This window comes from Flavobacterium gelatinilyticum (assembly GCF_027111295.1).
In the GTDB taxonomy this organism is placed as follows: domain Bacteria; phylum Bacteroidota; class Bacteroidia; order Flavobacteriales; family Flavobacteriaceae; genus Flavobacterium; species Flavobacterium gelatinilyticum.
Genome location: NZ_CP114287.1, coordinates 5,770,421 through 5,796,633, shown reverse-complemented (window position 1 = coordinate 5,796,633; position 26,213 = coordinate 5,770,421). Strand labels below are relative to the sequence as shown.

Here is a 26,213-nt window from a genome sequence, read left to right as displayed (position 1 = left end):
CAATAAATTAACTCAGAACAAAAAAGGAATTTAATTAGGTTTAAAAGAGTTTAAATAGGTTGAAAGATTTACTTTTTCGTTGGTTAAATCAAACTTTTTTCGGAGTCTTGTTCGGGCATTTTCGATAGATTTGAAAGACTGCCCCGTAATTTGAGAAATTTCTTTTGTAGTTAAATCAAGATACAAAAGTGCGCATAATCTGCGGTCTTTAGGCGAAAGTGAAGGGTAATCGAATGTTAGTTTATCGAAGAAAGATTTATGAACCTGTTCAAAGCTGATTTCAAATTCTTTCCAAATATCCGTATTCAGGTTTTTTTCCAATCGTTTTAAAACAATATCAATTGCCTGCTGCAATTCTTTTCCAGCTGTTTTTAGTTTAATCTTTTTAAGGTCAGTTAAAATTTCATTGATATTATCAGTTCGGTGTATTTCTGACATTGCTTTGCCAATAAGAACCATATTCTTTGCTTCCAGACTTTGTTTCAGCTCATGTTCTTTTCTTTTTAAAATCTCTCTTTCGAGTTGATTGCTGATGTTTCTGTTTCGGTATTTTATTAAAAGTATAATCAAAATTAAAATTCCAACAACTAATATCAGACCTATTAGATATAGTTCAGACCTTTTTTGTTCTTCGATAAGTTCTCTTATTTGTGTACGGGCTTTATAATCTTGTTCAAGCCTTATTCTTTCCAGATTTACTGCTTTTTGTTCGACATCAATGCTGTCATTTATAATATTGTGCTGCTGAAAATAATAAACCGCAGTTTTGAAATCTTGCTTTTTGATATAGGCCTGAGACAAGATTTTGTTGAGATTTAAACCTGAAAAACTAAATGCTTTACCTTTATTTAGTTCTAATGCTTTTTGAGCATTTTCGATTACTATGTCATAATTTTTCTCTTTCAGATTGTATTCTGCAAAAGATTCGTATGCAAAAGCTTTTACGACATCAGCTGATGGTTTATTCATAAAAGAAAATGCCTCGTTATAGTATAACGCAGCTTTGTTTTTATCTTTTTTTAGTCCATAAGTCTGCGCCAAATTAGTACAGACATAAATTTTTAAGTTATTATCTTTTAGATATTTATTTAGCACATAAGCTTTCTTATAATAATATAAAGACGAATCCGGATTTCTTTTTTGATAAATGGTTCCTATATTATTTAAAACTTTAACCAGCTTAACAGAATCTTTTTTGGCACTTTGATAGCGATAAACGTTATAAAAATACTGCAGTGCTTTTTCCTTATTATTACCCTGCGAATAAATGATAGCCAGGTTATTCTCTAATTTTGAAATTTCATCAGGGTTGTTCCTGTCCTTGTATATCTCATGAGCTTTAAGATAATACTGTAAGGCAATATCCAAAACATCTTTTGAGGCATACATTTTTCCGGCAGTTACATAAAGATGAGCCAGCAGAAAATCCGGTTCGCCTGTCTTTTTGGCTTCGATTTCTGCAAGTTCAATATATTTTATGGCGCGGTTCCAATCTAAATCTTTCAGCTGCAAGGCTCTTTTACGATACTGCTCAGCTTTTTTCTCAGGCTCAGTCAGAGTTTTCAAATGATCAATCTGTTTTTTTTCTGAAGTCTGAGGATAAATTTTTAGTATGAAGAAAAAAAACAAAATGGAAGAGAATCTCGTATTCATTAATAAAAATATAATATTAATAGTTCAAATTTAAAAATAAATTAAAGTTTAATATTACAAATATTTTTAATTTCAAAAAGATTTTATCTTAACTTTTAACAATTCAAACACCATATAATCAAAAAAGCAGCAAATATGTATTTGCTGCTTTTTAAAACAATAACTAAGTTTAAAAACAAAATTAATCCGGGTTTGCGAGTATTTTGTACAACTCTGCATTTGAAATGTAAAACTGATTCTCAATACTGATTTGAGAAAGCTTTGCACTCACCAGATTATTTTCTCTTGAATTGATTAAGAAGATTGAACTTTCGCCGAATGAAAACAATTTTTCTTCTGAATTCAGCATCGTCGTATAATCCTTAACCAGATTATCAATTACATTTCTTTGTCTTTTTAAAGATGCTATTTCAGTCTGCTGTGCTTTTATTTTGTTTTTAAGCTCCAGTCGCTGCTGTTCGATATCAAATTTTAAATCCTGAATTTTCAGTTTGGCAATTTTCAGGCTTCCGCGCTCTTTTCTAAGGAAGATTGGAATACTGAAATCGACATTAAATTTATAATCATCGGCATTAAATGAATCAAAATAAGCAGGTTCCGAAATATAATTATAACCAACATTCAATTTTGGAAGCAGTGAATTTGCTTTTAATTTTCGGGCAATTTCAAGCATGTCCATTTTTGTTTCCAAAGCCTGAATTTTTGGATGTGATTCCAGACTTTCAACTTCTACCATCATGGCATCTGTACGCAGAGTTCCTTCAACCGTTAAGGCTAAATTTTCTTCAGGTTTTACCATTTCACCCAATTCTACCGGAACATTTTCAATCCATAAATAATTAGACAGATACAATTTGGCTTTGGCCAGTTTCAGGTTTCCGTTTTCTACATTTAACTCTCTGTTTCTTACGGTAATTCCCGCTTCTACACTGTCTATTGACGGCGCATCGCCCAGTTCAATCAGTTTTTTAACTCCCTGAAAACGTGTGCTTGCAAAACCTAAATATCTTTTGTACAATTCGGCTTCGTTATAGCTTTTCCTCCATTCAAAATACGCTTCACTGGCTTTGTACAAAACCTCAATTGCTTTCAGTTTTCGTTGTGCGTCACTTAATTTAAGCTGCAGTTTTCCCTCTCTTACATCCGCCATACGCTGATTTATAAACATTCCCTGTCCTAATGCCACACTCACGCCAAGTGAGGTTAGTCCCGCTTCGGGAGTACGGTTTTGCGGATTATAATATTGCCCTTCCGTATCATCAAAACCGGCTTTTATTTCAACCCCGTACCAGGTTGGAATTTTAAAACTGCTGTTTAAAAGCGAATAATATTCGGTTCCTTTAAATTCTTTTTTACTATAATCTACTTCGATTTTAGGATCAAATCCGCCTCGTGCCATCATAAGCGCCGCCTGTGCATTGCTTATTTCCAGATTGGCCTGTTTTACGAGCGGATGATACTTTTTTACATATCCTAAAAATTCGCTGTAACTTAGTTCCTCTTTATTAAAATCCTGACTGTACGAAACAGAAAAACAGAATAAAAATAAAATAGAAAACAGTCGTACAACGTATTTCAATTTATTTTTTGTCTTTACCATTTTTTGCTTCTTTTTCATCTGACATATAATAATTTGGCGGGAAACCATTTAGGTTACGCCATATTTCATACCATACAGAAACTGTTTCTAATAAAGCGATACTCTGTGCTCCGGCTCCAATACTTAGTTCTTTCGGCCATTTATTATCCGGACCGTCAGGTGAAATAAGAACTCTGTATTTTCCGTTTGCACTAATAAAGTTTTCGATCGCCACTACTTTTCCGCCATACGTTCCGTATGATAAGCCAGGCCATCCCGAAAATACAATTCTCGGCCATCCGTCGAACCATACACGGACTTTTGCTCCGCGATGCACCAATGGCAGATCAATAGGATCTACATACGTTTCTACGGCAATATCATAACTTGCCGGCATGATACTTACAATTGGCGTTCCTTCTTTAATTGTTTCTCCCAAACCAGCCAGCAGAGCACGGTTTACATAACCGCTTTGAGGTGCTGTAATGTAATACAATCCGTTTCTAAGACTGTAATTTACATATTGATTTTCAAGCTTATTTACTTGTGCTTCAGTATCGTATTGCGTGCTTAAAGCCGTAAATTTATCGCTTCTTGATTTCGAAATTTTCTCTGCATACTCAGCCGTAATACGATTGATTTCGACTCTTGCATTGATCAGTTCGTTTTTACTGCTTAACAATTTGTTCTGCTGTGTGATGATATAAGCTTCAGATTCCTGAAGTTTTAATCGTTTCTGCTCTACATCGGTAAGTGGTTTTAAGCCTTCTTTGTTTAATGCGGTCGAACGTTCAAATTGTGTTGTAGCGATTCTTAACTGCGTTTTTACCGCTTCAAGATCCATACTGTCGCTTTTGATTTTCAGCTGTGCCTGTCTGATTTTGTTTTGGGCCTGCTGCAGTTTTAATTCTCTTTCTGTGTTAAGCGATTTTGCCTGAACTTCCAGAGAATTTACTTTATCTCCGTAGGATTCTACCGCCATCTTTTTGGCATCGACCTGTTGTTTGGTGTTTCCTACAAGATTCGGGTCAAGGTAATCTTCTTTTACCTCAGAAATAAAAACAATTGTATCACCTTTCTTTACATAATCACCTTCCTGCACGTACCATTTTTCGATTCTTCCGGCAATGGCATTATGAACAGTCTGAGGTCTTTGATCCGGTTTTAAGGTGGTAACAGAACCATTTCCTGAAATATTCTGAGTCCACGGAAGGAAAAGACATCCTACCGCAAAAATCAAAAATCCAATTATAACCCTGTTTAAAATTTTATAATGAGGTCTTCGGGCAACACTCGTAATCGATTTGTATTTGCCCGGAGTGATAATTACATTATTTTCTTTAGATATATTGAGCATGATGATTAAAGCTTTATGTCGTTACTAATTTTTCCGTCGGCAATAGTTATCATACGATCGCATTTATTCTTCCAAAGATCATTTTTAGAAGTTACGATTACCGTCCAGTCATTTTCCGGGGAAAGTAAAAAATCAACAATTTTTGCTGATGTCAGTTCGTCCATTTTATCAACAGGATCTTCAAGGAACAATATATTGGGTTTGTGAACAATACTTCTGGCCAAAAGTATTTTTTGTATATCTGAAGCCGAAAGCTCATGACCTCCCGGATGAACCTGATGTTCAAGTCCGTTCGGGAAAGTTTTAATATCCTGTGTCAGGCATACATTATCTAAAGCCCATTTTAAATCGTCATTATTTAAAGCTTCATTCCCAAAAAGAATATTTTCTCTAATCGTTCCTGCAAAAAGGGTATCGCCCTGCAAATACGTACCGGCTTGTGCTCTGTAACTGTCTTCGTTCAGGCGGTTCATAAAATTATCGGTTACATACATGGCGCCGCTTTCCGGTTCAAGCAATCCGGCCAGAAGTCGCAATAAGGTGCTTTTTCCGGCTCCGTTTGTTCCTCTTAAAATAATCTTCTCGCCCTGAGATATTTTCAGGTTGATGTTTTTAAGGGCTTTTTTATTGTGTTCCGGATAGTTATAAGCAATACTTTCGGTTTCGATTGTAATTCCTGTTTCGCTTACAGCAGAAGTCTGCGGAATACAGGCAATTTCAAGATCTGTAACCTGTCCTATTTTTTCAACAGAAGTCAGAACATCATAAAAAGATTCCAAACCAAATATAATTTTTTCTACCGAGTTGATAAGTAGTACAATTACAATTTCAGCTGCCACAAACTGCCCTATGTTCATTTGGTGGTGAATTACCAGAAAACCACCTATAGACAATAAGGCAGCTGTAACAATAACTTTAAAAATAGTCAGCTGAATATATTGTTTTTTCATTACCTGAAAGTGTTTTTCACGGTAATTGACATATTGAGAAACGTAGCCGTCATTTCGTTCAAGAGCGTAGTCAAAACCTCCTTTTTTACGAAAGCTTTCACGATTACGCGCGATTTCCTGAATCCAGGCCGCTACTTTATATTTGAATTTTGATTCGTTTAAACTGGTTTCAAGACCATCTTTGTACGAAAATTTAAAAATCACATACAAAATGGCAATAAACAAAAGTCCGATCACCATAAAAAATGAATGATACAAAACCAATAATATAATTCCCAGACCTACCTGCAAAAATGCAGTACAAAAATCAAGAAGTAATTTTGCAGTTCCTTTTTGAACCATTAAGGTATCAAAAAAGCGGTTGGCTTTTTCGGGAGCATATTCAGAGTACATTTCCTTAAATTTAATCAAGGGCATTCGGTATGCAAATTCAAAAGAAGAACGCACAAAAATTCGCTGCTGCAGGTTTTCTACAATTCGCAGCTGTAAAATGGTAAGGATTCCGCCAAAACCAACCCCGATTGTTACCAGAATTACCAGCACAATCCAGGAAACACTCACCTGTCCGCTTTGAATAAAATTAATAATGGCCTGAATTCCCAAAGGCAGGGAAAGATTGACTAAACCTGCGAAAGCAGCATAAAATATAATTTGGTATACATCGCGCTTATCCAGCGTAAGTAAATTATAAAAACGTTTAAATGGTGTCATGAATTTATATATAAATACAACATTAATAGATAGATGTTAATATACGGTAAAAACCATATTAAGGATGCTAGAATTTCTTCTAGTCCAAACAAAATTAAGTATTTATACGATAAGTCGCGGAGGTGGCAAATGGATTTTACCATGAAACCCGAAAGAAAATCCCGGATTCTCGATGTAATTTTTTCCCTTGGTTCCGGTTTTAAAATAAAGTCCCTGCAATGAAGCATCGTGCGGAATCAGGTAATCCAGCAAAGGAATTCCTTTTGCAAGTTTTGTAGTCTTGGTTTCTTTTGTTTCGTAATCGTCCAGTTCTTCCGGGATTCCGTCACATTTGAAGATTTTTTTTAAGAAATTGCAGGTAATTCCCTTTACCGAATGTGTCTCAGTATTATTGCTGATGATTCGTCCAAAAGTACCCGACATATTAATGCTGCTCATTAAAAAGTACCCGATCAGTAATGCATGAACGCATTTACAAAAGATACTATTTTTAATTCTTCTCAACATTTTTTCCCTATTCTTAATGGGGCGCAAGTTAGAACGAAAACTTCGGTGCTACATTAAAATAACATTAGAATTTTGGTATTTGGGTTGCGGTTTCTGTTATTTTTTTCTTAAAACAGAATATAAAAAAGAGGCCCTGAAGCCTCTGAATTATTTACGTTGAAATTTATTACAAATTATTGATTGACTGTACTATAATTATCTTACTTCAATAAAAAATTTAATCCCATTTGTGATTTTTAGATGCAGCAAATCTGCCTCCGCCAGTAAAAAACAAAGCCAGAGCACCCAAAAAGAACAATCCAAGCAGTTCTAATGCCCAGCCTCCGGTTTCACCCAGTTTAAAAGTGTCGGCAGTATGTACCAAAAAGTATGCAGCTACACAATTTAAAGCTAAAAGTAAAGCACCAATTCTGGTTCTAAAACCAATTAGTATTAAAACAGGAGCCAAAACTTCACCTACTAAAACTCCATAAGCAATGAAACCCGGAAGTCCTTTATTGACCAGCATACCGCTTATGAAATCTAAGCCGCCGCTTAATTTTGCAATACCATGCAAAAGCATTAAAAACCCAATTGTAATACGAAGTATTAACAAACCAAAATCGTTGTTTTTTCTCATCTTTCAATTAATTAAATTTAACAAAATCAGTACTTCAGGCAAAATCATGTGGTTGACCTGACAGCTGTAACATAGTAAAAATAGTAAAAAAATACATACGTATTAGCAATCCTTTCTTTCAAATGAAGTTATCTGAGCCGTTCCTCCGAAACTCGTGTATACTGTCAATTTTTGGTTAACGGGAGTTATTACAATATACATGCATTTCCAGCAGATTTTTTTGCAGCAGTGAAATCTAATTAATAAATAAGCAAACATTCATTTATTATTGTATATTTGCCAAAACAAAATCCTTTTTACATTGAGAACAAGAGACGTTAATAAAGAAGAGTTAGTTAAACAGAAAACCATTGAAATGATTGTAAAGCACGGCATCGAGGGCTTTGCAATGAACCGATTAGCAAAAGAATGTGGTATATCTGTCGCGACGCTTTATATTTATTACGCCGACAAAGAAGATTTAATCAAGAAGATTGGAACTGAAATGGGCACTTACTTTTTTAAAAGCTCCTTAAAAGATTTTTCACCCAGCATGCCTTTTGCAGAAGGAATTGCAAAGCAGTGGGAAAACAGGGCTAATTTTATGATGCAGAATACGGATAAAATTGCCTGCTGGGAAATTCTTCAGAACTCTAATTATGGCGAAGCTATTGTTCAGGAGAGTTTATCTGAATTTAAGGAAATCATGATGCAGTTTCTGCATGGGGCTATTGAACGCAAGGAAATTGTTCCGGTTTCTAAAGAAGTTTTCTGGAGCATTGCATACGGACCTTTGTACAATCTGCTTCGTTTTCATGAAAAAGGAAAAGGACTTGGCGGTAATAGTCCGTTTCAATTAACCAACGAGGTCCAAAAAGAAGCATTGAACTTAGTAATTAAAGCATTAACACCTTAATTTTTTATGTTATGAATGTATTGATATTCGCAACTAATATAAAAACAGAATCAAGTAAAAACAAAATCGCAACGTTTTTAAACGCTAATAAATCGATCCTGCAATGGACAATTGATCAGGAGGATATCGACTGCGTACTGAGAATTATAAGTGAAAAACTAAATGCAGCGCAAATAATTGATTTATTGAATTTTCACAATTTTGACTGCAAAGAACTCTAATACTATATGAACGAAAAACAAACTCAATTACCAGGTTTCAACGGGTACCAGAAACTCGTTATATTTCTTTTAGCCATAACCCAGTTTACCGTTGTACTGGATTTTATGGTTATGTCACCGCTGGGTGATATTATGATGAAAACCTTAAAAATTACGGCTTCGCAATTTGGTATTGCGGTATCTGCTTATGCATTCAGCGCCGGAATTTCGGGGCTGCTTACAGCGGGTTTTGCCGATAAATTCGACCGAAAAAAACTGCTGCTTTTCTTTTATATCGGTTTCACCATCGGGACTTTGTTTTGTGCATTGGCACCTAACTTTTATTTACTGGTTGCAGCCCGTATTTTCACAGGATTATTTGGTGGTGTAATTGGTTCGATCTCAATGGCGATTGTGGCTGATTTGTTCAGTTTACAGCAGAGAGGAAAAGTAATGGGATTTATTCAGATGGGATTTGGTGTAAGCCAGGTTCTCGGAATCCCTATTGGTTTGTACATTGCCAATGCATGGGGCTGGCACGTGCCTTTTTTATGGATTGCGGCTATGGCAGCGATTATTACTGCAGTTTTATATTTAAAACTGAATCCTATTGCCGAGCATTTACATCTAAAACAGGAAAAATCGCCTTTGCAGCATTTACTGCATACTATTTCTAAAAAGAATTATCAGGTAGGTTTTGTCTCTACTGCCCTGCTTTCTATAGGTGGCTTTATGATGATGCCTTTTGGAAGTGCTTTTGCCATCAACAATCTTAAAGTAACAAATGAAGAACTGCCTTTGATGTTTATGATAACAGGAATTGCTACTTTGATTTCGATGCCGTTCATTGGAAAACTGAGCGATAAGGTAAATAAGTTTAAAATCTTTGCGGCTGCTACTATTATGGCTGTGATTATTATTAATGTATATTCTCATTTTGGCGTAACGGCATTTTGGATTGTTGTACTTACGAATGTATTTATGATGGTTACAATCATGAGCCGAATGGTTCCTTCGACAACGCTGACTTCTGCCATTCCTGATCCTCAGGACCGAGGCGCTTTTATGAGTATCAACTCTTCATTACAACAAATGGCCGGCGGTTTTGGAGCTGTAATTGCGGGAATGATCATTGTGCAAAAAGACAGTTACGCACCGCTTGAACATTATGATACGCTTGCCATGGCGGCTTCGGTGATTATGCTTCTTACTATCTTTTTAGTATTCCGCGTAAGCAAAATTGTCGAAAACCGATCAAGAATTTTATAGTCTAAAAGACTTTCGTATTATAAAAATTATATCATAAAACCCGCAGCCAAAACTGCGGGTTTTGTATTTTCTGAACTCTTTAACTAAAGGTCAAAACCTAACATTTATCATATTTTTTTCAGGTCTGAATACCTTTCTTTGCTCTTATAAAAAACAAATTTTCAATAGTAATTGCAGTAAGACAAACAGTTACGTATTGAATCTAAAAACATTAATTGTCTGATTCATTTTAGGAATGTAGTAATTTCTGCCAAGATGCATATTGATACTGACTTACTATATACGTGGGGTGCTGTTGCCAAAAAGGTGCCTAAAAACACGATTATTTTCTACGAAAATGATCCGCCTTTATCATTCTATCAAATTCTTGAGGGAACGGTAAAAATGAGTTATACCAATGAAGATGGAAAGGATTTGACGATTGGGGTTTTTAATGAAGGAAACAGTTTTGGCGAACCTCCTTTGTTTATCAATCAGCCATATCCGGCATCGGCAGTGGCGCAGACCGATTGTGTTTTATTAAAGTTGTCCAAAACCAATTTCTTTTCTTTTTTAGATGAGAATCCGGATATACAAATAAAAGTATTGAAACTGTTTGCCTGGAAGATTTACAACAAAATAGTGTTTTCAAAAAATATCATCAATCATAAGCCGGAATACAGAATTCAGTATTTCCTGGATAATTTAAAGAGACAGCATAGCGGCAAAGCATCACAGAAAATGAAAGTTCCCTATACACGCCAGGAAATTGCCGATTTTACCGGACTGCGTGTAGAAACCGTAATTCGTACGCTGTCTCTTATGAATAAAAATAAAAAGATAGAAATTATAGACCATAAACTATTTTACTAAACAACAACTACTAACCGATCACCTTTAGAAAAGAGTCAGTTTTTTACTGGTGGAAAAAAAAAGAGATGTCAATTGACATCTCTTTTTACTTTTTATTTCACTAAGAATTTAGATTTATAAACCTTACCCGGTTTTTGCAGTACTAAGAAGTACATACCGGATGACTGAATTCCGGTTTGGATTTCTTTTGCTAAACCGTCTGTTATGTCCAGTTTGTTTTCTCTGTACACTTGTTTTCCGTTTACATCGTAAATACTGAGTTCAAAAATTCCGTCATCTCCTGATAAAAGAACTGTAAACGTTCCGTTGTTTGGAACCGGAGCCAGTACTAAACCTTTCGGTCCTATTTCCGGATTTTCGCCTACAGATAAACTGGCATCTACTTTTACTTCCAGATAGGCATCTTTGCTGCATAAAGCCGGAGTGGTATAGAAAAGCGATATGGTCTGCGTTCCTTTTTCGGTCCATTTAATCGTAACAGTATTGCTGATCTGTTCTACAATTTCACCTCCGGTAACATTCCAGATGTATTTGCTCATAAATTCATCAGCGGTATAGGTAACAGTCGCATTAGAATCGGTAATAAGAATATCTCCTGTTATTTGGGCCGTATTGTTTTCAAAAGCCTCAAAAACTGTTGATACTATTCCTTTACCTTGTAATCCGCTTGATTTTTTGTTTAGTTTCGATAAATCAATTCCAATTGAATGACTTCCAGTAAACTTATCAAGACCTTTGATTTCAAATTCTTTATCCGAAATCTTAGTCAGCGTCAGGTTTTCATTTGAAACTGCAATACCTCCCGATTTGATAATCAAATTCTCTTTTGTAAATGCCAAAGCCAGAATTTCATCGGCAAACTGCACTTTTAAAGCATCGGTTTCAGAACAATCGTTGTTAAGGCTTAATGGTACAATGGTACAATTAAGATCAACCGCATCAATATAGGTTTCAACATTTACAGCATCGCCTGCATTACCAAATTCGTCATACACTACCGCTTCAAAAATAATCTTACCGCTGTAGCCGCTTATTGGAAATACGATTTCTTTTGCCACAGCAACATTTTGTGTGCTTACCAATGTTCTTCCGGCCGGAGTTACAGCATACAATTCAACAGTTTGTTTGTCTGCCGATGTTTTAAGTGCAATTGATAAATCGGTTCCGGATGTGATATTATCCGTCTGCGAGGCTCCTCTGTCAGGTGTAATACGCATATTAACTGGTGATGCAGGTTTTCCTAACTTCACTTCCCACATTGTGCTTGACGTTCCGGTTCCTAAGTTTCCTGCCAAATCTTTAAAGCTGGTCTGGTCTACTACTATTTTGTAACCTCCTTCTTCCTGTGTATACCCGCCTAAACCAGTTACTAAATAATGTAAATCGTCTTGTTTTACGACATTCAGATCCGCATTAAGGTTCACACTTCCTTTGTAAAGTGTAATCCAGTTTTTATCAAAAGTATCAATTGGTTTGTTCAGCGTAATGCGAACATCGGTTACATTCTGACTGTGAAGGGCTCCCTGATACTGAGGCGTAAAGACATCAACTTCGGGAATTATAATATCTACTTTCCATTTAATTTCCTGTACAATAAGTCCCGTTGTATTGTCTTCTGCTTTTATGGACGGAAGATCAACTGCAAGTTCGTATTCGCCGCTTTCTTTGTTGTATTCGCTTAATCCTACAATGGTATATTTCAGATTATCTTCGGTTACAATAGAAACATTATCAATCGGCTGTCCGTTTAAGGTCAGTTTTTCTTTGGTAAACTGAACCGGTTTTACAAATTTGTTGAAGGTAATTTCAACGCTGTTTACCGGTTGTGCTTCTACCTGATCTTTCTTAAACTGAACAATTCCCAGTTCGTTTATAATCTGAATCCACGAAATGCTTTTTCCTTCAACACCTTCATTGTCTTCAAGATCTTTTATTCCGGCACACTGCACCGTTAATTCATAATAACCAGAAGCGATTGACAGCGTTTTTATATTCAGTACATAAGTCGAATCGTTTACTTTACCAATTAAACTGTCGTCAAACGGAATGTTTTTCCCCTGATGAATCAGTGTAACGTTTTGTGCTGTAAAAGTGTTCGGGTTGATGGCTTTGTTAAAGTTTACCTGAACCGATTCTACCGCTTTGGTGGTTTTGGCAGGAACTTCTCCAAACGATTCCACTTTTGGCACATTTGTATTAATTGGCGTGTAATACAAAGTATACTTTTCTAATCCTGAAATTTTATCAAGGAAATGAAGTTTGTTTTCGTATTTCGGCTCAAGACCATCTTTTAAGGTCACAAACGTCTGCCAGAAGTTTTCGATTGGAAGTTCGAGATTATCACTGATTCTTACTACCCTTTCCAGCTTGTATTTATCTGATCCCGGATCGGCCATATTTCCGTAATTCCAGCCTGTTTTCGACGAATCCATCGTTAACGTTGTGGTTAACTGAGATGGAGAGATTACATTCGAAACTGTTCCTGTATTTACTTTATACACTTCTTCGTTTTCGCCATTAGATAAATAAATCGCATCCGGCGTATCATTGGCATCTGCAATATCATTTACAAGGAAATCATTAATATTATCCTGACCCTCTCCGTACACTTTTACGCTTTTAATTAATTCGTGAACGTATGAAGCTTTAATCAGGCTCAGGTTTTTGTTTCCGTAACTGCTTAAATGTTTAATTTTAAGATCGTATTCTACAAAGTGACCTAACAAGGTACTGGTAAACCACCATTGCCCTAAAGCCGATTTCTGCGGTTCAATACTTCCGAAATCAACGTTTAGCAATCCCAATTGTTTTGGTTCGTTGTTGAAATTGCTTCCTACGATTTCAAAATCGATTAAAAGTCCTTTTTTGTTTTCGATAATTTCAGGCTGTACTGATTCTACCTGAACATTTTTGGCAATTCCGTATCCTTCATTTTTAATTAACAATGCCATTTCTGCCGGAACCATTGGCTCTACTTTATCCGTCAGCGGATCATCTCCTAAAATATCACGCTGCATGAAATAATGCATTACTAAATCCGGACTTGGATTTACTTCTAAGGTTACCGGAAACAATTGTACCGTAACTCTTTCGCCTGTATTTGGATCCAGATACGATAACGTTCCTCCAAAAGCGTATGATTTAGGCACAGTTGGTGCTGCATCTTTTGTCGGGATAAAAATTACAGTTCCTGACTCACTGCTGTTTGGACCTACAATTCCTGTTCCGCTAAGGAAAGCATCTTTGTTGATCTGGAACAAATGCGTCATATCGTTTCCTGCTTCATCTTTAATCAGTAAATCTAAATTTAAATCTTTGATTGAATTAGCATCACTTCCGTTGTTTAGTGTTAAAGTTCCTTCGAAAGCTTCTCTGGTCATGGTTACTTTTTGAGAGAACTTAACCGTAACACTGGCACAAACAGATGATCGAGAGGCCAGTTCTTTACCGTATTCCTCCATTTCCTTTAGATCATTCTCGTACAATTCTGCTGCAGAGATAAAACCTCTTTTTGAAGTCAGTTCAACTAATGATTTTCTTATTCTGTCATATTCCTCAATATCATTTTTATTAATGATATTTGGATATTCACTATTAGGCGCTTTTATGTTTTTATTCCACGCTTCTAAAGTAGTATTCCATCTGCTGCAGAAATTATCAATTTCCTGACTGGTAATATCTGTACCGGAAAGCGCGGCTTTAATTCGTGCAATGTCTGCCGCAGAAAATGGTTTTTCAGTATCCAGACTCGAAGCAGCCTCTTTCATGAAATTTTGAAAATTAGGACTTGCTAATAACTTGTCATTGCCTAAATATGCTTTTATTCTATTAGTTAGAGCCGTTTCAGCATCTGCCATTGCCTGAAAATCTTCATATTTAGATTGCAAGAAACTGTTTTTAGTACTTTTTCCATTAATCAATTGTTCCGCACAGGTTTTCACCATCGATGCAAGTCCAAAATAACAACCTGCATCACCAAAAGGAATACAACCGCCAAGTGCCAGAGTTATATTTATTATGTCATTATCCACAGTAGCAAGTGAAAGAAGACAAGAAGCAAGAGTCAAAGGAACAATTTTTGAACAGCCCATTGCTGCACTAATAGTAGAAGTTATACAAGGATTAGTGCAAATCGTAGGCAGCTCAGTAACAATATTTCCAATAGCAAGACCTATAGGAATTAATGGTCCAAAACCGCCTCCATTAAAATTAGGCGCACCTCCAACAACAGGTGCAGTTGGAGTTGAACAAGTCAGTACAAAATAAGGCTGGAATGCGGCCATATTTTGTTCTGTTTCGCACACATAAGTTCCTTGTGTAATTAAATTATAGCTGCAGTTTTGACCTGCTGCCGTACTTTTTTCAGTCGAAGCCGTTCTGGTAATCAGAATTGGAACAATTATCGTCGATTTTGCATTTAATACATCCATCTTTTCAATCATAAGTTTGAACTTATAATCTCCCTGGCTGTCAACATTAAATGACACGTTAGATAACGCAATTAAACCATGATTGGTAACGGTTGCATAACTCATTCTGCTTTCTCCCGCATTTAAATCTAAGACAGGATTATCAATGTCAATAACAATTACCGGTTTTGGTACGTTGGTTTCAAACTTAACCACTAAATCCGACTGGTACTGGTCTTCAATTTCAGTTGGTTTTACTACCCATTCGTAACTTACAGCCTGATAGGAAATAAATACTTTCTGCGTTGTTACTTTGCCCGGATCAACTAAAATATTATTCTGGTAATTTGCGTGTTTGTCTGCTGAAACTGTTAAGGTGTAATATCCTTCCGGAATCTGAGCGGTGTTGAATAATCCGTTTTCATCGGTAACACCTTCTGCCACCACAGCTCCAGAGAACGGGTGACGCACGGTAACTTTGGCACCTTTTACGTGCGGTGCACTTTGTGTATTATAGGTATATTCGTCGACAACGTCTACTAATAAAGAACCTGTTGACTCTGAAACGGTTTCGATTTTAAAAGGTACGCTTACCCCGCCTCCGTTAGCCGGATTTAAAGCTAAGTTTCCTGTCAGCGGTGCATGAAGCTGCTGTTTATCTGTCGGTATTAACTCTAAGATGATTTTTACCGTTTCGTTCGCAGCAATTTTATCGATTACGGCGGCACTTTTCAGTTTCATCCATTCCAGATTTGGAACATCTACTTTTACTTTTTCTGCTTCTACAGCTCCTGTGTTGGTAATAGCCAATTCGTAGAAACGAGAAGTTCCTTTGATCATTGTGGTATTAATGCTTACTGGATTGGCCTGTAATTTAGGCGTCTGTGCTTTGGCATGGTAATACGCTAAAATTGGCAGTTTTGCTCCTTCATTTGAAACCACATTAAAATTGATTTCATAGTATTTCTGTTCTGCCGATGGCGTATCTGCCAGAATTGTATAGCTTAAAACCGCTTCCTGCCCTGCTGCTAATGTTAACGCATCGTTCTGAATTGTAAATCCGGCATTGGCTGGCAATTCAATTTTTACGTTTGTTAAAGGCGTTTTGCTGTTGTTTTTTAATTTGAATTCACCTTTGTACGGCACTTTGGTTACAACTTCCCATTTTAGGTAATCGGATGGTTTGTTGGTCCATTCAAAACCAACAATATCAAATTCAGCCTGTACGGCGTTTTTAGTTCCCGGATAACCTGCACTTACGGTATAATGACCGCTTTCTGCCTGCAGAGGTTCGAAATCATACGCGAAGTTTCCGGCAGCGTTTGTTTTTACTTTGTACGAACGAACAAACCCTTCATTGGCAATCGTAATTTCTACTTCTTTATTTGCTGCAGGAGAATTGTTTGTCAGCTTAGCCGATCCTGTAATCGCAACTAATTCACCTGATTTGTAAACCGATTTTGATACCGAAGCTGTCGCTGAATAGCCTGAAAACAGCTTAATTGCTGTATAACCTTCGTTATTGGTATACGACAATTCGTTTACTTTCTGGTCTGAATTTACTGAAACAGCTAAGAAATAATCACCAGCCTGTTGTGGTAATTTGATTGTTTTGATGAAATCCAATTTCTTTCCTGATTCAATGTCTTTATCGATTTGCAGAGACGTAATCAGAACCGCATTTTTAGTCGATTTATCTTTTGATAAAAAATATTCGATTTTAGCGCCTTTTGGTAAAACAGCAAATCCCTGGTTGGTGATCGAAGTAGTTATTTCTACCGAAGCTTCACCATCAGCCTCTGCCACTGTTTTTACAGCTTCAACCAAAGCGTCCGGTTTGTTTTGATCGGTTACTAAAATCCACGCAAAACCAGAGCTGAAACCGCTGGCTTCTGCCTGAATACGAACGGTTTGATCACCTGTTTTATTGACATCGATAATCGTATTAATTTCTACATCAACGCTTTCTTTTCCAGCCGGAATGGTTACCGAAGCCGGAATCGAAACAATAGTTGGTGAATCTGATGATAATTTTACTGCAATTTCGGCACTGGTATCGACCGTATTTCTGGCGATAGTGATTTTAGCCGCTTTTTCTACACCTGCTTTTACCGTCGAAGGATTCGATTTTACCGTTAAAGCGGGACCGTTGCTGTCTAATATCGTAATGCTTTTGCTTACAACAGCTCCGGCAGTTCCGGCAGGAACCGTACAATTGCAGGACGAAATATACACTTCGGCTGCTACGTTTACGGTTTTGGTTCCGTCAACGATTCCGTTGTTTACGGCTCCAATGTTGAATTTCTTCTGATTTACATTGGCAGGAAAATCAATCGTTTCCGGCAGAATCAACGCATTGGCAATACTTGGTTTTAAACGAATGCTGGTGCTTATATCCGACTTATCCAGTCTTTTAATCGTAGCATACGTGGCATAACCCCCGTCTCCTTTGGAAATAGTTTCGGGGCTTATTTCTAATTCAAAAGCCGGGATGTTCGAACTTTTTAAAGTTACTTCGGTATTGCCGGCCACAAAACCTTCTGCTCTTGCGGTAATTTTTCCAAATACCGCAGGTTCAGGAACTTTATTGTTTTTCACGGTAACGGTAAACGAAGCGGTTTTGCTTCCTGCCGGAAGCGTAATTTCTGCAGGTACTGTCCATCGTGAACTTTGGTCTGCTGTAATCGCAAATTTTGTTTCTTTGGTTTTCGCGAGATCAACTGTTAGCGTAACCGTAACAGTCTCTCCGTCGGTCGCACTGTTTTTTGAAGGCGTTAAAGTGATCACCGAAAATTCGTTGTCGATAATTTCGATATCTTCTCCAACTGCCGGATAATCGTTTCCTGAAACCGAAACTTTTACAGTTCTGTTTCCATCTGTAACGGTATTATCGATTGGTTTGATGTAAAAAACAACTGCCGACTGATCTTTCAAAATTTTTACACTCGCATCAAACTGTAATTGTCCTGTTTGAGATGCTGTAAGGGCAAATGTTTTATCGGCACTTCTGTCTCCGCTTTGTGTTAATGCTGCTCGGATTACTTCTGTAGAATTTTCATCGATTATTTTTTTATCAAAAACCAGATACAAGCGTTTTTCTAATACAACTGTACTTACAGCCGTTACCTTATTATTCGCTTTTAACTCTTCCGGTTCTTTTACAGCGGTGTTAGCGACAACATTTATTTTGATTTTCACATTGCCTTCAATTCCTAAAACCTTTGGAAGTGTAAAGGCTGCACTCCTGCTGACTGACTGTTTTTTTTCTAAATCCTGATCGTACGAAACGGTTCCCAGATTGTATTCGATTCCGGTTTGTTCAGATACAATACTAATTTGTTCTATCCAGCCTCCTGAAGCAATTCGCTCACCAATGTTATCAATTTTCCATGATACATTTATTTTTCCTTCCGGAGAAATTTTGGTTTCTGCCGAAGTAATGCCCGAAACGGTTAAATCCGGAAATTGTGCCGCTGCAATGGTCAGTTTTCCGTTTACGTGATTCGAACCAATGTCAGTTGCATTTTTAGAACTCAGTACTACGCCAGACAAATCTAAATTGTGTGTTTGTCCTGAAGCATAATTTAGAGGAATTTCAATCGGGATTTCTAATAAAGTCCCGCTTTTTGCTTTAAAAGGCGTGCTGGAAAGCGAAAGAATAATAAAGTGATAATTTCTCGGATTATTCTTTTCGATGTTTACATACACTGCATGATCACCTTTTCGGCTTTCTATGATTTTGCTTTCTTTTTCACTTACCAGCAATCCCTGCGGTACGGTAAGTGTAAACTCGGCACCTACTACCTCATCGGTATTAGTCAGGTCAATCTGCAAAACCGATTTCTCGCCCGGTCCGGCTGATGCGTCTAATACTTTTAAACTATTCTGTGCGTATATACATGTTCCTAAAAACAGGAATATAAAGACCAGAAAAGACTGTATTTTGGTTGTTTTAAATTTGTTGGGTCTCATATAATCAGTTTATTGTATTAACATTTTTCCTTTAAAAATCACCGGATTTCCCGAAGTCTGCACTTCGATTGTGTAGAAATATACGCCCGATGAAAGTCCGCCGCGATGGAACGAAAGTTCATGACTTCCTGCAGCTGCTTCAAGGTTAGACTGCACTTTTACAGTTCTTCCCTGCATATCGATTACTTTCAACACTGCTTTTTCGGCATTTTCCGGTATTTGATATTTAATTACAGTAGTATCTGTAAACGGATTCGGGAAATTGAAAAGCGCTTTGACTTTGGCTTCAGCCTCAATGTCATCCATTCCTAAAGATTTTTGTGTAATTCTGAAACTCATTTCCTGCGCATTCGGGTCTGAAATTAAAGCCGAAATAATAGTAGTTGCAGCAGGCAATTTTGCAATAGCTTGTTTTCCGCTTAATGTCTTATCCATTGAAAATCCTGCGATACTGATCTCGCCTTCATGTTCTCCAACTGAAACACTGAATCGTTTGTCGGATAACATTTCCCTGATTTCATTTTTGTTTCCGTCTTTTAAACGAATATCAAATGCCGCTGTTTCTTCTGACTGATTGTCGATGTACAAAATACCATCTTCAATACTTAAAACCACATCTTCGTTTCCTGCTGCCTGACGTTTTGTACTTGCCGGTCTTTCGATGTTTCCAGCCTGAATTTTATTAATTAAAGCAATAATATCCAGTACATTCAGGTTTTGGTCTTGGTTGATATTTGCCGCACCAAAGTTGAAAAAGTTCGGTTTTTGTCCTAACATATAATTCAGTGAAGACTGAATATCCAGAATGTTTACAATTCCATCCAGGTTAGAATCGCCTTCTCTGTACGTAACCGTGTAGGTTAAAATACTGTTTCGGGCTGCACCGGCAATTTGTCTTAATTCTAAAGTCTGATTATTCGGTACATTCCATTCGCGTAAAATACTCGTTAGTTTAATTCCGTCATTTGGAACCGTAACCACCTGAAAATTATCTTTCAGCGTCATGTTGTACGACTGCGAAGTGCTGAACAATGAATTGGTGTGATCGTAACGGTTTAGTTTCTGGTCTTTCAATACAGCATCCAGCGTAAGCGGCAGTTCGCCTAAATTGATTTTCTGACGGTCGATTTTGAAATTTACCGTTACAGCAAAGACCGCATCGATTCCGGTTAATTCATTTTCTGAAAGATCAACCGTTTTTAGTTTCGTAATTTTTGAAACACTTTCCGGAATTGTTCCTGATAATTTGTTGCGGGTTAAATTCAGGTTTTGTAATTCGGTAAACTTTCCTAATTCTGCACTGATGTTTCCTGTCAGGTTATTATCGGGAAGATTGATCGATACTACGTGACCGTCATTTGTGGTAACTCCTTTCCATTTTTTTTCATGCAGATTATTAGCCGAAACATCCCAAGGTTCTTTCCATCCTGTTCCGCCTGTACTTTGGAAAAAGGCAACTAACGCATCGTATTCGGCTGCGATCAACGGAGTCTCAGAACCATCGGCAATTCCTTTAAATTGTAAATACGTTCCCTGCGATGTTCCGTTTTTCTGCCAGATTGTAATTTTGGCTCCCGCCGGAATATTCGCAATGGCAATATTTGGGAAAGTCAGTGCATTATCTACCGCCGCCGCTTCTGATATTTTGAAATTGTTGGCTTGTAATTCAAACTGATATTTTCCACTGTAATCCTGCGCTGCATCGTTGTATGAAGCAATAGCCGGAATGTCAACATTGATTTCGTCACCTTTTAAATAAATGTACTCGTCTTTTACGATAACCTGCCCTCTTACGTTTACATATACTTTGTTTAAGTCGTAAGTGAACGGTTTTTCTAAAGCATCAAAACTGTTGTTCGAAAGATCAATCTGCTCGACAGCATCAAAATCGTTTAAATGTCCAGGAATCGTTCCTTTGAACAAGTTGCCTGCAAGCGACAGTTTCTTTAAACCTGAAATTGCGTATAAAGCCGGAATTGTTCCTGTGAATTTATTCGATTGTAAATTCAGCGTTTTCAGATTCGTTAATTTTGAAAGATCAGCCGGAATTGTTCCTTCAACCGCATTCGACTGAAGATTTAAAGTTTCCAGATAAGTCAGCCCTGCAATTTCGGCAGGAAGTGTTCCTGACAAATTATTTCCTGCTAAGCTTAACGAAACTACATGTCCTTCTTTGGTTCCAACGCCATACCAGCTTACTTCGTGAAGTTTGTTCTCTGTAATATCCCATTTCTGAGTCCATTGCGCACCGTTTGTACTGGCGTAGATTTTCTTCAGGATTTCGAATTCTTCATCCGTCAATGGTTTTCCAAAAACAACCTGAGTATAATTAATTGTTGTTCCCTGCGCCGCTCCGTCATTCTGAACAATTCTGATCTGATCGCTCAGTTTGATTCCGTACAACGCAATGTCCTTGAAGATTAATTTTCCTTCGCTGTTTGAGTAGTTAGACGCTTTGTTAACGCCATTGATGAATAAAGTAAAATGATTTTTGTTGTTGATGACACCTCCGTTTGCATTAAACAGGAAAGTCGATAAAACCGGAAGATCAATTACCAGTTCATTTGCTCCTACCTCAATAGTTGGAATTGTAATGGTCTGGCTTGCAAAATCAACCGTTTTTAAAAGAGGTAGTTTTGCCAGTGCTTCATCTGCATCTTCGATTGTATTATTGCCTAAATACACTGTTTTTAAAGACTGCAATTTGCTCCATGACGAACTTATTTTTCCTTTTAATCTGGTATATCGCAAGTCAAGGGTTTCTAAAGATTCCAGTCCTGCAATTACATTTATATCGGTTGTGCTTAAATCTTTAGAATAACTTCCTCCGTAAAGGGAAAGATTTTTTAAAAATTTCAAATTACCAAAAGAAGCCGGAATTGCTCCCGAAACATACGAGTTATTATTAAGGTTAAGTCCTGTAATATGCCCGTTCTGGATACTTACACCGTACCATGCGCCCTCGTGCAGGTTATTTTCGCCTGTATTCCATTTGTTATTCCAGTTTGCACCGCCCATTGCGTTGTAAAAATCAACCAGTGCCTGATATTCCTCGGTCGGGATTTTTGGCTGGTCTACTTTTACATTGGTAAAATACACTCGGGAATAATACGATTCACCTGAAAAACCATCGTATTCCTGATACAAATACAATTCATCTCCGGTTTTTAAAGTTGACAAATAATCCGCCGGAATGGTCAAAGTTCCATCGCCGGAAACACGTACACTGCTTCCAATCTGACTGCCCTGTATGTAAAGTCTAAAAGGTCTTTGAGCTGAGAAATCATTAGCAGATCTGTTGTATAAAACCGTATTTGGAAGTCCGCTTAATTTTACATCGGTTCCTTCGTAAAGAAAGTTTTCGACATTGATTTTCTGATACGTCAGATTTATACTTACCTGACTAGGCAGTAAGGCCTGAATATTTGAAATTTTGTTTTCTGTAACGTTTAAAGTTCGTAAAGCGGTAAGGTTTTCAAGTTCTTTTACAAGGACTTCAACCTGATTATTGGACAGATTTAAAGTTACCAAAGCTGTCAGGTTTCCAACAGAAACCGGAATGCTTTTAATTTGGTTATACGACAAATCCAGACTTTCTAAACTTACCATACCGCCAAGATCTTCCGGCAGTGCAGTCAGTGCATTATAATATAAAGAAACCGTTTTCAGCTTTTTCAGTCTGCCCCATGATTCCGGAATATCTCCTTTTACTTTAGAATAACCAAGATCTAAATATTCAAGAGATTCAAGTTCAGAAAGTACATTCAAATCGGTTGTGCTAAGGTCTTTACTGTAGCTTCCTCCATAAAGTGAAAGCGTTTTCAGGTATTTTAAATCGCCTATAGAAGCCGGAATTGCTCCTGCAACCGAGCTGTTGTTATTTAGGTTTAGTCCAGTAATATGCCCGTTTTCAATACTTACGCCGTACCATGCTCCTTCATGTAGATTATTAACCGAAACATCCCATTTATTATTCCATTTTGTTCCGTTCATTACCGTGTAAAAATCGACTAAAGCCTGATATTCTTCATCTGGAATTTTGGGCTGGTCAATTTTGATATTGGTAAAATAAACTCTTGAATAATATGAATTACCTGAATATCCATCGTACTGCTGGTACAAATACAATTCGTCGCCTGTTTTTAAAGAAGAAAGATTCTTTGCCGGAATTGTGATGCTTCCGTCTTCTGCCATCTGCAGATTCGAAACTACTTCACTTCCTCTTAAATACAAATTGAATTTTCTTCGTGCCGAAAAATCATTCAAATGCCTTGTATACGTAAGAACATTTGGCAGGTTTTCTACTTTTACATCGGTACCCTGATATAAGAAGTTATCGATTGTAATATTCTGATACGTCAGGTTAATACTTACCTGCGCAGGCAGCATTGCTTCGACAGTGCCAATATTGTTACTGGAAACCTGCAGTGTTTTTAAAGCCGTACAGTTTTCAAGTTCTTTAACCAGAACGCCAATTTGATTGTCGCTTAACTGCAGCGTTACCAGATTGGTAAGATTTCCTATTGAAACCGGAATAGATTTGATCTGGTTATTATTGGCTTCAACCGTTACCAGGCTTTCCATCGCTCCTATATCTGCAGGTAAAGCCGTAAGCGCATTACTGCTTAAGTACAGGCTTTTAAGTTTTTTTAGTTTATTCCACGAAGCCGGAAGATCGCCTTTGATTTTGCTGTAGCCTAAATCCAGAGATTCAAGAGATTCCAGTTCAGATAAAACCGCCAGATCAGTCGTACTTAGATCTTTAGAATAATTTCCTCCGTAAATCGAAAGCGTTTTAAGAAATTTTAAGTCCGAAATCGAAGCCGGAATTGCTCCCGAAACATTATAATTATTGCTTACGTTAAGCCCGGTAATATGTCCGTTTTCGATACTCACTCCGTACCACGCACCTTCGTGAAGATTATTTGCTGCAATATCCCATTGGTTATTCCATTTTGTACCGTTCATCGCATTATAAAAATCTACCAAGGCCTGATATTCCGCTTCCGGAATCTGAGGCTGGTCTACTTTTATGTTTACAAAATACACTTTTGAGTAATACGAATTACTTCCGGTTGATGAGTCGTACTGCTGATACAGATAAAACTGATCTCCGGTTTTTAACGATGATAAATACGCTGCCGGAATCGTAACGCTCCCGTCTGCCGCTGCCGTAATATCGGTTCCTGTCTGGCTGCCCTTTACATAAACCGCATATTGTCTTCTGGCCGAGAAATCATTTTTAGTTCTGTTGTAATAAAACAAATTAGGCAGTGTCTGCACCACCACATCAGAGCCTGTATAAATTAAACCTTCTACGTTTACATCCTGATAATGCAGCTGCATATTAACCTGGCTGCTTAGTAATCCGGCTACATTTCCAATTCGGTTATATTGTAAATTCAAACTTTTTAAAGTCGTGGCATTTTCCAGTTCTTTTATCAAAACTTCAATCTGATTTTCGCTTAAATTTAAAGTAACCAGATTCGCCAGATTTCCTATTGAAACCGGAATAGTTTTAATTTGGTTCGATCTCGCTTCTATAGTAACCAGACTTTCCATTTCGCCCAGTTCATCCGGCAAAGCTGTAAGGGTGTTGTTGCTTAAATTAAGCGTTTTCAGTTTTTTCAGTTTGCTCCATGACGCCGGAACTGCACCGGTAACACGGCTGTAACTTAAATCTAAAGTTTCAAGCGATTGTAATTCTGACAAAACATTTAAATCTGTTGTGCTTAGATTTTTCGAATAATTGCCGCCATATAACGACAATGTTTTCAGGTATTTCAAATTCCCGAAAGACGCCGGAATCGATCCTGCAACATTTGTTGTATTGTTTAGATTTAAACCCGTAATATGTCCGTTTTCGATGCTTAAACCCGTCCAAGCACCTTCATGAAGGTTGTTTTCGTTGATGTCCCATTTGTTATTCCAGTTACTGCCTCCCATTGCATTGTAAAAATCAACAAGCGCCTGATATTCTACATTTGAAACAACTGCCTGATTTACTTTTACATTCGTAAAATAAATACGGCTGTAATACATTATGTTTCCCGATTGTGAATCGTACTGCTGGTACAAATACAATTCGTCTCCGTTTTTTAAAGAAGCCAGAGTCGATGAAGGAATGGTTACGCTTCCATCTTCGGCCATCGTAATATCGCCTCCAATCTGGCTCCCGCGCAGGTATACTACAAAATTTCTCTTAGCCGAAAAATCATTTTTATCGCGGTTGTAGGTTACGATGTTCGGCAGGTTTTCGATTTTTAAATCGGTTCCCTTGTAGATCAGATTTTCAATATTAAGTGCCTGATAATGTAAACTAAGCGAAACCTGACTGTTCAGCAGTCCCACGATAGTTCCTACTTTGTTGTATTGCAAATTTAAAGAGCGTAAAGCCGTTAAATTCTCCAGTTCTTTTATTAAAACCGGAATTTGATTTTCGGATAAATTAACAGTAACCAGACTTTCCATCTGACCAAATTCTGCCGGAAGTCCAGTTATCCCGTTGTTGCTTAAGTTAAGCGTTTTCAGCTTTTTAAGCTTACCCCAGGATGCCGGAATTGCGCCTTTTAATTTGGTATCGCGCAAATCCAGAGATTCTAAAGCTTCCAGTTCTGAAAACACACCCAGATCTGTTGTGCTGAAATCTTTTGTATAACTGTAACCCGACATAGAAAGGGTTTTCAGGTATTTCAAATTCCCGAAAGAAGCCGGAATCGCACCCACAATATTGCTCGTGCTGTTAAGGTCAATCGCTGTTACGTGTCCATCTGTAACCGTAACACCATGCCATGCCACTTCATGAAGGTTGTTCTCCTTCGTATTCCATTTGTTCGTCCAGCTGGATTCACCCGTAGCTTTATAAAAATCTACCAGCGCCTGATATTCAGAATCCGGAACGGGAATATTCAAATTGTTTGTTGCGGCAAAAAGAGAAAGACTGCTAAAGAAATACAACAGTCCCCAAAGTAGTTTTTTATCCATACACAATTGTTTTAGTAACTAATAATTTTGGAAAATAACGCCTTTAAAAAAGCAGCGTAAAAGTAAGAAAAACACACCATCATTTGCTGTTAATTTATTTACACAAAAACATAATTAATTAAATATCAATTATTTACATTAAAAAATTACCTGTATACAGGTACGTTTATTCATTATAAATAAACAGGAAAAAACCGATATTTCAGCTTGATTCTAATTTCAAAAAAACTGCATTTGGATCTTCATTTTAATTTAA

Annotated in this window: 11 protein-coding genes and 2 pseudogenes; 4 read left to right on the top strand and 9 right to left on the bottom strand. The window is 37.2% G+C overall.

Translation table 11 applies throughout. The features are described from left to right. Nucleotides 1–30: 30 nt before the first annotated feature. The 6 genes from OZP11_RS24750 to OZP11_RS24725 all read right to left on the bottom strand — a co-directional run bounded on the left by OZP11_RS24750 (nucleotide 31) and on the right by OZP11_RS24725 (nucleotide 7,376). Entirely contained in the window at nucleotides 31–1,566 is a 1,536-nt protein-coding gene (locus tag OZP11_RS24750) for a tetratricopeptide repeat protein (RefSeq protein WP_281233164.1), read from the bottom strand. Nucleotides 1,567–1,834: 268 nt separating this feature from the next. Further along, nucleotides 1,835–3,253 carry a TolC family protein gene (locus OZP11_RS24745; RefSeq protein WP_281233163.1) on the bottom strand — a complete coding sequence of 473 codons (1,419 nt, stop codon included), beginning with the start codon at nucleotides 3,251–3,253 and terminating at the stop codon, nucleotides 1,835–1,837. Next, complete coding sequence (locus tag OZP11_RS24740) at nucleotides 3,234–4,589, bottom strand: HlyD family secretion protein (protein ID WP_281233162.1); 1,356 nt, start codon at nucleotides 4,587–4,589, stop codon at nucleotides 3,234–3,236. Before OZP11_RS24740 ends, OZP11_RS24745 begins: the two co-directional genes overlap by 20 nt. Before the next feature lie 5 nt (nucleotides 4,590–4,594). Beyond that, nucleotides 4,595–6,250, bottom strand: a complete 1,656-nt coding sequence (locus OZP11_RS24735) for a peptidase domain-containing ABC transporter (protein ID WP_281233161.1) — start codon at nucleotides 6,248–6,250, stop codon at nucleotides 4,595–4,597. 102 nt (nucleotides 6,251–6,352) lie between these two features. Next, entirely contained in the window at nucleotides 6,353–6,688 is a 336-nt protein-coding gene (locus OZP11_RS24730) for a hypothetical protein (RefSeq protein ID WP_281233160.1), read from the bottom strand. A gap of 286 nt (nucleotides 6,689–6,974) precedes the next feature. Then, nucleotides 6,975–7,376, bottom strand: coding sequence for a DoxX family protein (locus OZP11_RS24725; protein ID WP_281233159.1), 402 nt, complete (start codon nucleotides 7,374–7,376; stop codon nucleotides 6,975–6,977). Between the two features lie 301 nt (nucleotides 7,377–7,677). On the opposite strand from OZP11_RS24725, the gene OZP11_RS24720 reads away from it, so the two are divergent. The 4 genes from OZP11_RS24720 to OZP11_RS24705 all read left to right on the top strand — a co-directional run bounded on the left by OZP11_RS24720 (nucleotide 7,678) and on the right by OZP11_RS24705 (nucleotide 10,592). After that, a complete protein-coding gene (locus tag OZP11_RS24720) occupies nucleotides 7,678–8,271 on the top strand; it encodes a TetR/AcrR family transcriptional regulator (protein ID WP_281233158.1) in 594 nt (197 codons plus the stop codon). A gap of 11 nt (nucleotides 8,272–8,282) precedes the next feature. Continuing rightward, nucleotides 8,283–8,492 (top strand): hypothetical protein, encoded by a 210-nt coding sequence (locus tag OZP11_RS24715; protein ID WP_281233157.1) that lies wholly within the window; start codon nucleotides 8,283–8,285, stop codon nucleotides 8,490–8,492. 6 nt (nucleotides 8,493–8,498) lie between these two features. Beyond that, entirely contained in the window at nucleotides 8,499–9,740 is a 1,242-nt protein-coding gene (locus OZP11_RS24710) for an MFS transporter (RefSeq protein WP_281233156.1), read from the top strand. A 255-nt stretch (nucleotides 9,741–9,995) separates the two neighbouring features. After that, the gene (locus OZP11_RS24705; RefSeq protein ID WP_281233155.1) at nucleotides 9,996–10,592 is read left to right on the top strand and encodes a Crp/Fnr family transcriptional regulator; all 597 of its coding nucleotides are present in this window, start codon (nucleotides 9,996–9,998) and stop codon (nucleotides 10,590–10,592) included. Between the two features lie 92 nt (nucleotides 10,593–10,684). On the opposite strand, the gene OZP11_RS24700 is transcribed toward OZP11_RS24705, so the two are convergent. From OZP11_RS24700 to OZP11_RS24695, 3 genes and pseudogenes are all read right to left on the bottom strand, one after another. Next, nucleotides 10,685–18,973 (bottom strand): T9SS type A sorting domain-containing protein, encoded by an 8,289-nt coding sequence (locus tag OZP11_RS24700; protein ID WP_281233154.1) that lies wholly within the window; start codon nucleotides 18,971–18,973, stop codon nucleotides 10,685–10,687. A 9-nt stretch (nucleotides 18,974–18,982) separates the two neighbouring features. Next, nucleotides 18,983–19,222: pseudogene (locus OZP11_RS24955) on the bottom strand (T9SS type A sorting domain-containing protein); the annotation flags it as partial. A 1,749-nt stretch (nucleotides 19,223–20,971) separates the two neighbouring features. After that, nucleotides 20,972–25,957 (bottom strand): annotated as a pseudogene (locus OZP11_RS24695) (leucine-rich repeat domain-containing protein); the annotation flags it as partial. Between the last annotated feature and the right edge of the window lie 256 nt (nucleotides 25,958–26,213).

Bases quoted from the DNA above. Each gene is read 5' to 3' on its own strand.
- OZP11_RS24710 (WP_281233156.1), top strand. From the start codon at position 8,499: ATGAACGAAAAACAAACTCAATTACCAGGTTTCAACGGGTACCAGAAA.
- OZP11_RS24735 (WP_281233161.1), bottom strand. From the start codon at position 6,250: ATGACACCATTTAAACGTTTTTATAATTTACTTACGCTGGATAAGCGC.
- OZP11_RS24725 (WP_281233159.1), bottom strand. From the start codon at position 7,376: ATGAGAAAAAACAACGATTTTGGTTTGTTAATACTTCGTATTACAATT.
- OZP11_RS24745 (WP_281233163.1), bottom strand. From the start codon at position 3,253: ATGGTAAAGACAAAAAATAAATTGAAATACGTTGTACGACTGTTTTCT.
- OZP11_RS24700 (WP_281233154.1), bottom strand. From the start codon at position 18,973: ATGAGACCCAACAAATTTAAAACAACCAAAATACAGTCTTTTCTGGTC.
- OZP11_RS24705 (WP_281233155.1), top strand. From the start codon at position 9,996: ATGCATATTGATACTGACTTACTATATACGTGGGGTGCTGTTGCCAAA.
- OZP11_RS24740 (WP_281233162.1), bottom strand. From the start codon at position 4,589: ATGCTCAATATATCTAAAGAAAATAATGTAATTATCACTCCGGGCAAA.
- OZP11_RS24715 (WP_281233157.1), top strand. From the start codon at position 8,283: ATGAATGTATTGATATTCGCAACTAATATAAAAACAGAATCAAGTAAA.
- OZP11_RS24730 (WP_281233160.1), bottom strand. From the start codon at position 6,688: ATGAGCAGCATTAATATGTCGGGTACTTTTGGACGAATCATCAGCAAT.